The organism is Hydrogenophaga sp. R2 (assembly GCF_049843595.1).
Lineage (GTDB): Bacteria > Pseudomonadota > Gammaproteobacteria > Burkholderiales > Burkholderiaceae_C > Hydrogenophaga.
On the sequence record NZ_JBBHZN010000001.1, the window covers coordinates 269,608 to 280,983 of the forward strand.

Consider the following 11,376-nt stretch of genomic DNA (forward strand, 5'->3'; position numbering starts at 1 on the left):
CCATGAACACGAATCCCACCGACCCCCGCTGGCAGTTCTGGATCGACCGGGGCGGCACCTTCACCGACATCGTGGCCAAGCGGCCCGACGGCACCCTGGTCACGCACAAGCTGCTGTCGGACAACCCCGAGCAGTACCGCGACGCGGCGGTGGCCGGCATTCGCCACCTGCTGGGCCTGGCCCCGGGCGAGGCGGTCACGCCGCAGCAGGTGGCCTGCGTGAAGATGGGCACCACGGTGGCCACCAATGCGCTGCTGGAACGCAAGGGCGAGCCCACGCTGCTGGTCACCACCCGGGGCTTCCGCGATGCGCTGCGCATTGCGTACCAGAACCGCCCGCGCCTGTTCGACCGCCGCATCCTGCTGCCCGAGCTGCTGTACAGCCGCGTCATCGAGGCCCAGGAACGCATGGCGGCCGACGGTTCGGTGGTGCAGGCCCTGGACGAAGCCCACCTGCGCGAACGCCTGTGGGCCGCCTTCGACGCCGGCCTGCGCAGCGTGGCCATCGTGTTCATGCACGGTTACCGCCACACCGCCCACGAGGTGGCGGCCGCCCGGCTGGCGCGCGAGGCCGGCTTCACCCAGATCAGCACCTCGCACGAGACCAGCCCCATGATGAAGTTCGTCAGCCGGGGTGACACCACCGTGGTCGATGCCTACCTCTCGCCCATCCTGCGCCGCTATGTGGAGCAGGTGGCCAGCGAAATGCCGGGCGTGCCGCTGTTCTTCATGCAGTCCAGCGGCGGCCTGACCGACGCCCACCGCTTCCAGGGCAAGGACGCCATCCTCTCCGGCCCGGCTGGCGGCATCGTGGGCATGGCCCGCACGGCCACCCTGGGCGGCCACCAGCAGGTGATCGGTTTCGACATGGGTGGCACCTCGACCGACGTGTCGCATTACGCCGGCGCCTTCGAGCGCGAGTTCGAGACCCAGGTGGCCGGCGTGCGCATGCGTGCGCCCATGATGAGCATCCACACCGTGGCCGCTGGCGGTGGTTCGCTGCTCAGCTTCGACGGCTCGCGGTTCCGCGTCGGCCCCGAGAGCGCCGGTGCCAACCCCGGTCCGGCCAGCTACCGCCGCGGCGGTCCGCTGGCGGTGACCGATGCCAACGTGCTGCTGGGCAAGATCCAGCCGGCCCACTTTCCGCGGGTGTTCGGCCCGCGCGCCGACGAGCCGCTGAGCCTGGAGGCGGTGCGCGAGCGGTTCGACGCCCTGGCCCGGCAGACCGGCCGCCCGGCCGAAGAGGTGGCCGAAGGCTTCCTGCGCATCGCGGTGCAGCAGATGGCCAATGCCATCAAGAAGATCTCGGTGGCGCGGGGCTACGACGTCACCCGCTACACGCTGCAGTGCTTCGGCGGTGCTGGCGGCCAGCACGCCTGCCTGGTGGCCGACGAGCTGGGCATGACCCGGGTCTTCGTGCACCCGCTGGCCGGCGTGCTGAGCGCCTACGGCATGGGGCTGGCCGACCAGAACGTGATCCGCGAGCGTGCCATCGAACTGCCCCTGAACGATGCGGCACTGGCCACGGTGCACGACGCGCTGGACCAGCTGGCGCAGCAGGCCGGCCTGGCGCTGCGGCAGCAGCAGGTGAGCGCGGGCGATGTCACGGTGCACCGCCGCGTGCATGTGCGCTACGAGGGCAGCGATGCCGCCCTGGTGGTGCCCCATGGCCCGCGCGACGCCATCGAGGCCGCGTTCGAGGCCGCCTACCGGCAGCGCTTTGCCTTCCTCATGCCGGGCAAGCGGCTGATGGTGGAGGCGGTGTCGGTGGAGGCCGTGGTGGCCGGTGATGCGCCCACCGAAGCCCGGCACGCCCTGCACGAGCCGCGCGAGGTGCCGCGCCGCGAGACGGTGCGCATGTATGCCGACGGCCAGTGGCGCGACGCCGCGCTGGTGGTGCGCGAAGACCTGCGCCCGGGCGATGTGGTGCCCGGCCCGGCCATCATTGCCGAGAAGAACGCCACCACCGTGATCGAGCCGGGCTGGGAGGCCCGCATCACGGCGCTCGACCATATCGAGATGGAGCGCCGCGTGCCCCGCACCGTGCGCCATGCGGCCGGCACCACGGTCGATCCGGTGCTGCTGGAGGTGTTCAACAACCTGTTCATGAACATCGCCGAGCAGATGGGGCTGCAGCTGCAGAACACCGCCTACTCGGTCAACATCAAGGAGCGGCTGGACTTCTCCTGCGCGCTGTTCGATGCCCAGGGCAACCTGATCGCCAACGCCCCCCACATGCCGGTGCACCTGGGCTCCATGGGCGAGAGCATCAAGACCGTCATCCGCGAGAACGCCGGCCGCATGCAGCCCGGCGACGTGTACGTGCTCAACGATCCCTACCGCGGCGGCACGCATTTGCCCGACGTGACCGTGATCACGCCGGTGTATGTGGGCGACGCGGCAGAGCCCACCTTCTATGTGGGATCGCGCGGACACCATGCCGACATCGGCGGCACCACCCCCGGCTCCATGCCGCCGTTCTCCACCCGCATCGAGGAAGAGGGCGTTCAGATCGACAACGTCAAGCTGGTGGCCGGCGGCGTGCTGCGCGAGGCCGAGATGATCGCGCTGCTGCAGAGCGGCGAGTTCCCCAGCCGCAACCCGCAGCAGAACATGGCCGACCTCAAGGCCCAGATCGCGGCCAACGAGAAGGGCGTGCAGGAACTGCGCCGCATGGTCGAGCAGTTCGGGCTGGACGTGGTGCAGGCCTACATGCGCCATGTGCAGGACAACGCCGAAGAGTCGGTGCGCCGCGTCATCACCCGCCTCAAGGACGGTGCCTTCACCCTGCCGCTGGACAACGGCGCGCAGATCCGGGTGGCGGTGCGGGTGGATGCGGCACGGCGCAGTGCCGTCATCGACTTCAGCGGCACCAGCCCGCAGCAGACCAACAACTTCAACGCACCGCGCGCGGTGTGCATGGCGGCCGTGCTGTACGTGTTCCGCACGCTGGTGGACGACGACATCCCGCTCAACGCCGGCTGCCTCAAGCCGCTGGAGGTGATCATCCCGCCGGGCTGCATGCTCAACCCCAACCCGCCGGCCTCGGTGGTGGCAGGCAACGTCGAGACCTCGACCTGCATCACCAACGCGCTGTATGGCGCGCTCGGCGTGATGGCGGGCAGCCAGCCCACCATGAACAACTTCACCTTCGGCAACGCCACCTACCAGTACTACGAGACCATCTCGGGCGGCAGCGGTGCCGGCGACGGTTTTGATGGCACGGCCGTGGTGCAGACCCACATGACCAACTCGCGCCTGACCGATCCGGAGATCCTCGAATTCCGGTTCCCGGTGCGGCTGGAGAGCTACGAGATCCGCCGTGGCTCCGGCGGGGCCGGGCAGTGGCGCGGTGGCGATGGCGGCGTGCGCCGCATCCGCTTCCTGGAGCCCATGACCGCCAGCATCCTGTCCAACGGGCGGGTGCACCCGGCTTTCGGCATGGCCGGCGGGCAGCCGGGCGCACCCGGCATCAACCGCGTGGTGCGGGCCGATGGGTCGGTGGAGCTGCTGGGCCACATCGGCCAGGCCGAGATGCAGCCCGGTGACGTGTTCGAGATCCACACCCCCGGCGGCGGGGGCTACGGCAGCGCCTGACCCAGCCTCGGCGGGGGCGCCTCAGAGTTCCTCGACGCGCCGGGCCGGGTAGCTGTCCCAGGCCTGGCAGCCCGGGCACTGCCAGAAGTGCTGGCGCGCCTCGAAGCCGCAGGCCGCACACCGGTAGCGCTTGAGCGGCGCACTGGCCTGCTCCAGCGTGCGCTGCACAGGGGTCTGGGCCAGCGGGTCCGACAGCGTTTCGCCAGCCAGCCAGCGGGCGCCGATCACCAGCGAGGGCTCGCGCTCCAGGTGCTGCAGGTAACGCGCCCGGGCGGCCACCGGATCGGCCTCCAGCGTGGCCAGGGCTTCGGTGATGTCGATCGAGGGGCTGCGCTCGTCGGCGGTGCGCAGCACCCCGGCCACCGCGTCCACGCGGCCGGTCTGGCGGCCCAGGTCGGTCATGAGACCGGCCACCAGCGGCAGGGCCTGGGGGGCCTCACGGGCCAGGTGGAGCAGGGCGTCCAGCGCGCCGGCGGCATCGCCTTCCTGCTGGCGCAGCATGCTCTGCGCCACCCAGCCCCGGGCCACCTGCGGCGCCTCGCGCACGGCCGCATCCAGCTGCTCGCGGGCGCGGCTGCGGTCACCCTGGCGCAGCGCCAGTTCGGCTTCTTCGCAGCGGTAATGGGCCAGGCGCGAGGCAAAGCTGCCCTGGGCCTGGGCGTCGAGCTGGCGGGCCACTTCCTGGGCCTTGGGCCAGTCGCGCGAGCGCTCATAGATGCCCAGCAGGGCCAGCATGGCCTCGCCGGCAAACGAGGTGCCCTGCAGCTTCTGCAAAGCGGCCTCGGCCCGGTCCAGCAGGCCGGCCTTGAGGAAGTCCAGCGCCAGCGCGTGCTGGGCGCGGTCGCGGTCCTTTCCGCTCACATCGGCCCGCGACAGCAGGTGCTCGTGCACCCGCACCGCGCGGTCGTAGTCGCCCCGGCGGCGGAACAGGTTGCCGAGTGCAAAGTGCAGCTCGGTGGTGTCGGGGTCGCCCTGCACCGCCTCGATGAAGGCATCGATGGCCTGGTCCTGCTGTTCGTTGAGCAGGTGGTTCAGGCCGCGGAAGTAGGCCTTGGGCGCCTGCCGGCCCTCCATGCGCCACTGGCGCAGGTCCAGGCGGGAGGCCGCCCAGCCCAGGGCAAAGGCCAGGGGCAGGCCCCAGAGCAGCCAGGTCAGGTCAAAGTCCATGGCGTCGTTCGATCGGGTCGGAAGGCAGCAGGGTGGTGTCGCCGCCAAAGGCGGTGGTGGGGTGGTTGCCGGAGGTGCCGGCGCGGCGGCGCGCCTTCTTGGCCTTGAGCCACAGCGGCACCATGGCCACCACGCCCAGGAAGACGCCGATCAGCATGGACAGCAGGACGACCACCACCAGCGGTGCCTGCCAGCGCGCGCCGAAGAACAGGTGCAGCGTGACCCTGTCCTGGTTGTTCAGCGCGAAGGCGAAAAGGACAAAAAAAAGGGCTGCATTGAGCAGCCACATGAGGTACTTCACGGCATCCCCTCTGTGGTGGGAGCCGATTGTAGCCAGCGGTCTTCAGGAGCCCGGCTTGCCTTCGCGGCCGAGCATCTCGGCCGTGCGGGCATCGACCTGCTCGCGCAGGGCCTTGCCGGGCTTGAAGTGGGGCACCCGCTTCTCCGGGATCATGACGCTCTCGCCCGAGCGCGGATTGCGCCCGACGCGGGGTGAACGGCGGTTCACCGAGAAACTGCCGAAGCCCCGGATCTCGATCCGGTGGCCGCGCACCAGGGCATCGCCCATCGCATCGAGGATCGCCTTGACGGCGAACTCCGCATCGCGGTGGGTGAGCTGGCTGAAACGGCTGGCCAGGGCTTCGACGAGGTCGCTTCGGGTCATGAGAAGAAGAGGGTGCCGGTGCCGATCAGTTGTTGCTGTTGTCCAGCTTGGCGCGCAGCAGGGCGCCCAGGCTGGTGGTGCCGGCGTTGCCGGTGTTCTGGTTCAGGCTGGCCATGGCTTCGTTCTGGTCGGCCATGTCCTTGGCCTTGATGGACAGCTGGATGTTGCGGGTCTTGCGATCCACGTTGACCACCACGGCGGTGACTTCGTCGCCCTCCTTCAGCACGTTGCGGGCATCTTCCACGCGGTCACGGCTGATCTCGGAAGCGCGCAGGTAGCCCAGCACGTCTTCGCCCAGATCGATCTCGGCGCCCTTGGCATCCACGGTCTTGACCTTGCCGGTCACCACGGAACCCTTGTCGTTGACCGACACGAAGGTGGTGAACGGGTCGCCGTCGAGCTGCTTGATGCCCAGGCTGATGCGCTCGCGCTCCACGTCGATGGCCAGCACGATGGCTTCGACTTCCTGGCCCTTCTTGTAGTTGCGCACGGCGGTCTCGCCGGCTTCGTTCCAGGACAGGTCGGACAGGTGCACCAGGCCGTCGATGCCGGCAGCCAGGCCCACGAACACGCCGAAGTCGGTGATCGACTTGATCGGGCCCTTGACGCGGTCGCCGCGCTTGGTGGCCTCGGCGAACTCGTGCCAGGGGTTGGCACGGCACTGCTTCATGCCCAGGGAGATGCGGCGCTTGTCCTCGTCGATGTCGAGCACCATGACCTCGACCTCGTCACCCAGCGACACCAGCTTGCTGGGGGCCACGTTCTTGTTGGTCCAGTCCATTTCGGAGACGTGCACCAGGCCTTCGATGCCCGGCTCGAGTTCCACGAACGCGCCGTAGTCGGCGATGTTGGTGATCTTGCCGAACATGCGGGTGCCCTGCGGGTAGCGGCGCGACACGCCCATCCACGGGTCGTCGCCCATCTGCTTCAGACCAAGGGACACGCGGTTCTTCTCGGTGTCGAACTTGAGGATCTTGGCGGTGATTTCCTGGCCCGGCTGCACCACTTCGCTCGGGTGGCGGACACGGCGCCATGCCATGTCGGTGATGTGCAGCAGACCGTCGATGCCGCCGAGGTCGACGAACGCACCGTACTCGGTGATGTTCTTGACCACGCCCTGCACGATGGCGCCTTCCTTCAGGGTTTCCATCAGCTTGGCGCGCTCTTCGCCCATGGAGGCTTCCACCACGGCGCGGCGGCTCAGCACCACGTTGTTGCGCTTGCGGTCGAGCTTGATGACCTTGAATTCCAGGGTCTTGTTCTCGTACGGGGTCAGGTCCTTGGTCGGACGGCTGTCGACCAGCGAGCCCGGCAGGAAGGCGCTGATGCCGTTGACCATGACCTTCAGACCGCCCTTGACCTTGGCGCCGGTGGTGCCGGTGACGAACTCGCCGGATTCCAGGGCCTTTTCCAGGGCCATCCAGGAAGCCAGGCGCTTGGCCTTGTCGCGCGACAGCAGGGTGTCGCCGAAGCCGTTCTCGACGGAGTCGATGGCGACCGACACGAAGTCGCCGACCTGGACTTCGAGCTCGCCCTGGTCGTTCTTGAACTCGGCCAGGGGGACGAAGGCTTCCGACTTGAGGCCGGCGTTGACCACCACATGGTTGTGTTCGATGCGCACCACCTCGGCGGTGATGACTTCGCCCGAGCGCATTTCAGCGCGTTTCAGGGACTCTTCGAACAGGGCGGCAAAAGATTCAGACATGGAGTTTCCTAAGACCGCTCAGCGTCGGCGTGCACCACGGGCGCAGAAGAACCTGCATCGGGTGGCGGGATACGACGGTTGGGCGGCGTTGCTGTTGTGGTGCGTGGCACCACGGGGTTGGTTGAAAAGAACCATCGGGCCTGCGGGCTGGGATCGCCCGGCGGGGCCGTCTGGGCCGGTCAGTGCTGCTCGCGGCCTTCCGCGAACGGCACCTTGCCCTGCCACCAGTTCAACACCTGCTGCACCGAGGATTCGATGTCGAGCGAGGAGTTGTCCAGCATCAGGGCGTCTTCGGCGGGCTTCAGGGGCGCGTGGGACCGGTTGGAGTCCCGTTCGTCGCGTGCCTTGAGGTCCGCCAGAAGGTCGTCGAGTCTAGCAGGGATTCCCTTTGAAATCAATTGCTTATGGCGGCGTTCGGCCCGCTGTTCGGCGCTGGCCGTCAGGTACACCTTGAGCGGTGCATCAGGGAATATCACGGTGCCCATGTCGCGTCCGTCGGCCACCAGGCCGGGCAGGCGGCGCATGCCCCGCTGCAGCTCCAGCAGGGCCTGGCGCACCTGGGGCACCACCGACACCCGGGAGGCGGCCATGCCGGCGGCTTCAGTTCGCAAGTCCTCGCTCACATCCTGGCCATCGAGCCAGATGCGGTGGTCGGCAAACCGCAGGTTCAGCCCCGCAGCCAGCTCGCCCAGGCGCTGCGCCTGCCCGGGTTGCTGCAGGGCGGCTTCGTCCAGCGCCAGTCCCAGGCGGGTGGCCGCCAGGCCGACCAGGCGGTAGAGCGCGCCCGAATCCAGCCAGTGGTAACCCAGGCGGGCGGCCAGCTCGCTGGAAAGCGTGCCCTTGCCGGAGGCGGTGGGGCCGTCCACGCAGATCACCGGGATGTGTTGCGGGTCGGCCACGCACACCCCGAACAGGGACTCGAAGTAGTCGGGGAAGGTCTTGCCCACGCAGCGCGGGTCCAGGATGCGCACCGGCAGCCCGGCCGGGTTGAAGGCCGCCAGCGAGAAGCACATGGCCACGCGGTGGTCGTCGTAGGTGTGGATGCTGGCCGCCTGCCATCCGGTCGGCGGCGTGATGCGGATGAAGTCGGCCCCTTCCTCCACCGTGGCACCGAGCTTGCGGCACTCGATGGCCATGGCCGCGATGCGGTCGGTTTCCTTCACCCGCCAGCTGGCGATGTTGCGCAGCGTGGTGGTGCCGTCGGCGAACAGCGCCATCACGGCCAGCGTCATGGCGGCGTCGGGAATGTGGTTGCAGTCCAGGTCGATGGCCTTCAGCGGCCAGGCACCGCGGCGGATGCGCAGCGCATTGGCCTCGCCCTGCACGTCGGCGCCCATGGCGCGCGCGGCCTCGACGAAGCGGATGTCGCCCTGGATGGAGGCCAGGCCCACGCCTTCGATGGTGATGCCGTCGGTGCCCGGCGCGGCCGGTGCGATGGCGCCCAGCGCGATGAAGTAACTGGCCGACGAGGCATCGCCTTCCACCGGCATGCGGCCCGGCGACACATAGCGGCTGCCGGCCGGGATGGTGAAGCGCTGCCAGCCGTCGCGCTGCACCCGCACGCCGAAGCGCTCCAGCAGGTTCAGCGTGATCTCGATGTAGGGCCGGGAAATGAGTTCGCCCACCACCTCGATGGTGATGGCCTGCGTCTGCGCCACCAGCGGCAGCGCCAGCAGCAGGGCCGTGAGGAACTGGCTCGACACATCGCCACGCACCCGGATGGCCTCGTCCAGCTTCAGGGCCTGCACCGCACCGTTGCCCAGCCGCAGCGGCGGGTAACCCGGCTGGCCCAGGCAGTCCACCGGGCAGCCCAGCTGGCGCAGGGCGTCCACCAGATCACCGATGGGGCGCTCGTGCATGCGCGGCACGCCGCTGAGCTCGAAACGCCCGCCGTGGCGCGCCGCCAGCAGGGCCAGGGCTGCCGTGAGCGGGCGCATGGCCGTGCCGGCGTTGCCCATGAAGAGCGCGGCTTCGCGCACCGGCAGTTCGCCGCCCAGTCCGTGCACCCGCAGCGCCCCGTCGGCCTGCGGCTCGATGCGGCAGCCCAGCTGGCGCAGCGCCTGCAGCATGACCTGGGTGTCGTCGGAGTCGAGCAGGTCGACCACGTCGGTGTGACCGGCGCTGAGTGCCGCCAGCAGCAGCACCCGGTTGGAGATGCTCTTGGAGCCAGGCAGGCGGACCGTGCCGCCAGCCGCCTGCAGCGGCGGGAGGTCGAGAAAGGCGGTGGAGAACATGGGTCGGTGGTGGCGCCTCAGCCCTGCGGGCGGATGGCGTTCATGCGCCATTGGGCGCGGGCAATGCTGGCCTGTTCGATCAGGGTTTCCAGGGCGTCGGGGTTCTCGCCCTTGACCGCGTTTTCCAGTGCTTCCAGGGCCTGGCGGAAGCGTTGCGTCTGGCCCAGCAGCTCTTCGCGGTTGGCCATCAGGATGTCGCGCCAGATGGCCGGGTCGCTGGCCGCAATGCGGGTGAAGTCACGGAAGCCCGGGCCGGCCAGGGCCAGGAAATCCGCGCCCTGTTTCTGGTTCTGGATGGCGTTCATCAGCGCGAACGCCAGCAGGTGCGGCAGGTGGCTCACCGCGGCGTAGGCGGCGTCGTGCGACTCGGGCGACATCTGGCGCACATGGCAGCCCAGGGCTTTCCAGAGCTGGGTGGCGCGTTCGATCTGTGCGGTCTGGGTGCGCTCGATGGGCGTGAGGATGACCTGCCGGCCGTGGTAGAGGTCGGCATCGGCGTGTTCCACGCCGGCCAGCTCCTTGCCGGCAATGGGGTGGGCCGGCACGAACACGCCGACCTGGTCGCGCAGCACACGGCGGGCCGCGTCCACCACGTCGCGCTTGGTCGATCCCACGTCCATCAGCAGCATGTCCTTGTGGATCAGGTGGCGGATGGCCTTGAAGGTGGCCTCGGTGGCGGCCACCGGCACGGCCAGCAGCACCACGTCGGAGCCCGAGACCGCCAGCAGGGCCGACGGCGCCTCGATGTCGATCACACCCATCTGCCGGGCGCGTTCGGTGGTGGAGGGCGACTTGCTGTAGCCCACCACGCGCTTGACCAGACCGGCCTGCTTGAGTGCCAGGGCGAACGAGCCGCCCATGAGTCCGCAGCCGATCAATCCGAGTTGTTCGAACATCATTCGCTCACCGGGTAAGCGCCCAGCACCTTGTAGTAGGCGCACAGACGCTGGAGTTCTTCGAGGGCCGCCGCCACGGCCGGCTGCGACGGGTGACCCGCGATGTCGATGTAGAAGTAGTACTCCCACTGGCCGGACTTGGCCGGGCGCGACTCGAAACGGGTCATGGACACGCCGTGCTGCTTGAGCGGCACCAGCAGGTCGTGCACCGCGCCGGGCCGGTTGGGCACCGACACCACGATGCTGGTGCAGTCGCGGCCGGAGGCCGGCGGCATGGCCATGGTCTGCGGCAGGCTGATGACCGCAAAGCGGGTGCGGTTGTAGGCCTCGTCCTGGATGGCGTGCGAGACGATGTGCAGGCCGAACTGCGAGGCCGCGCGTTCGCTGGCGATGGCCGCCCAGGTCGGGTCGGTGGCGGCCAGGCGGGCACCTTCGGCGTTGCTGGACACCGCACGGCGCTCGGCATGCGGCAGGTGCTGGGTCAGCCAGTTCTGGCATTGCGCCAGCGCCTGCGGATGGGCCATGACCACCTGGATGTCGTCCAGCGAATTGGTCTGGCGCAGCAGGTTGTGGCGCACCAGCAGGCTGACCTCGCCCACCACATGCACCGGCGAGCGCAGGAACAGATCCAGCGAGCGGGCCACCACGCCCTCGGTGGAGTTCTCCATGCCCACCACGCCGAACTGGGCCGTGCCGGCCGCGGTGGCATGGAACACCTCGTCGAAGTTGGCGCAGTAGATCAGGTTGGCGGCGCTGCCGAAGAACTCGATGGCCGCCTGTTCGCAGAAGGTGCCCTGCGGGCCGAGCACGGCCACGCGCTGCGGCGTTTCCAGCGCCAGGCAGGCCGACATGATCTCGCGCCAGATGGCGGCCACATGCTGGTTGAGCAGCGGGCCCTGGTTGGCGCCCTGGATCTTCTCGATCACCTGGGCCACCCGGTCCGGGCGGAAGAAGGGCGAACCCTCGCGGCGCTTGATCTCGCCCACCTCTTCGGCCACGCGGGCACGCTGGTTGAGCAGCGACAGCAGCTGCTGGTCGAGCGCGTCGATCTTCACGCGCAGTTCGGCCAGGGCCTGGGATTGCTGGGGTTGGGTCATGGGGGCTTGTCTCGGGC

8 protein-coding genes are annotated in these 11,376 nt (G+C 69.1%); 1 reads left to right on the forward strand and 7 read right to left on the reverse strand.

The window, feature by feature from the left end:
* Positions 1-2 precede the first annotated feature (2 nt).
* Positions 3-3,596, forward strand: a complete 3,594-nt coding sequence (locus tag WD026_RS01345) for a hydantoinase B/oxoprolinase family protein (protein ID WP_425721865.1) — start codon at positions 3-5, stop codon at positions 3,594-3,596.
* A 21-nt stretch (positions 3,597-3,617) separates the two neighbouring features.
* On the opposite strand, the gene lapB is transcribed toward WD026_RS01345, so the two are convergent.
* From lapB to pheA, 7 genes are all read right to left on the reverse strand, one after another.
* On the reverse strand, positions 3,618-4,763 hold the full coding sequence (gene lapB, locus WD026_RS01350) for a lipopolysaccharide assembly protein LapB (protein ID WP_425721866.1): 1,146 nt from the start codon (positions 4,761-4,763) through the stop codon (positions 3,618-3,620).
* Positions 4,753-5,064, reverse strand: coding sequence for a LapA family protein (locus WD026_RS01355; protein ID WP_425721867.1), 312 nt, complete (start codon positions 5,062-5,064; stop codon positions 4,753-4,755). Before WD026_RS01355 ends, lapB begins: the two co-directional genes overlap by 11 nt.
* Before the next feature lie 42 nt (positions 5,065-5,106).
* A complete protein-coding gene (locus WD026_RS01360) occupies positions 5,107-5,427 on the reverse strand; it encodes an integration host factor subunit beta (RefSeq protein WP_425721868.1) in 321 nt (106 codons plus the stop codon).
* Positions 5,428-5,452: 25 nt separating this feature from the next.
* Positions 5,453-7,132 carry a 30S ribosomal protein S1 gene (gene rpsA, locus WD026_RS01365; protein WP_425721869.1) on the reverse strand — a complete coding sequence of 560 codons (1,680 nt, stop codon included), beginning with the start codon at positions 7,130-7,132 and terminating at the stop codon, positions 5,453-5,455.
* A 179-nt stretch (positions 7,133-7,311) separates the two neighbouring features.
* Positions 7,312-9,366: a bifunctional 3-phosphoshikimate 1-carboxyvinyltransferase/cytidylate kinase gene (locus tag WD026_RS01370; RefSeq protein ID WP_425721870.1), complete on the reverse strand. Its 2,055-nt coding sequence runs from the start codon at positions 9,364-9,366 to the stop codon at positions 7,312-7,314.
* 17 nt (positions 9,367-9,383) lie between these two features.
* On the reverse strand, positions 9,384-10,262 hold the full coding sequence (locus WD026_RS01375) for a prephenate dehydrogenase (protein WP_425721871.1): 879 nt from the start codon (positions 10,260-10,262) through the stop codon (positions 9,384-9,386).
* Positions 10,262-11,359, reverse strand: coding sequence for a prephenate dehydratase (gene pheA / locus WD026_RS01380; RefSeq protein ID WP_425721872.1), 1,098 nt, complete (start codon positions 11,357-11,359; stop codon positions 10,262-10,264). The genes WD026_RS01375 and pheA overlap by 1 nt, the downstream gene beginning before the upstream one ends.
* Positions 11,360-11,376 lie beyond the last annotated feature (17 nt).

What these genes read in the sequence shown, in the direction of transcription:
- WD026_RS01345 (WP_425721865.1), top strand. Translation starts at nt 3, where the DNA reads ATGAACACGAATCCCACCGACCCCCGCTGGCAGTTCTGGATCGACCGG.
- lapB (WP_425721866.1), bottom strand. Translation starts at nt 4,763, where the DNA reads ATGGACTTTGACCTGACCTGGCTGCTCTGGGGCCTGCCCCTGGCCTTT.
- WD026_RS01360 (WP_425721868.1), bottom strand. Translation starts at nt 5,427, where the DNA reads ATGACCCGAAGCGACCTCGTCGAAGCCCTGGCCAGCCGTTTCAGCCAG.
- rpsA (WP_425721869.1), bottom strand. Translation starts at nt 7,132, where the DNA reads ATGTCTGAATCTTTTGCCGCCCTGTTCGAAGAGTCCCTGAAACGCGCT.
- WD026_RS01370 (WP_425721870.1), bottom strand. Translation starts at nt 9,366, where the DNA reads ATGTTCTCCACCGCCTTTCTCGACCTCCCGCCGCTGCAGGCGGCTGGC.
- WD026_RS01375 (WP_425721871.1), bottom strand. Translation starts at nt 10,262, where the DNA reads ATGTTCGAACAACTCGGATTGATCGGCTGCGGACTCATGGGCGGCTCG.
- pheA (WP_425721872.1), bottom strand. Translation starts at nt 11,359, where the DNA reads ATGACCCAACCCCAGCAATCCCAGGCCCTGGCCGAACTGCGCGTGAAG.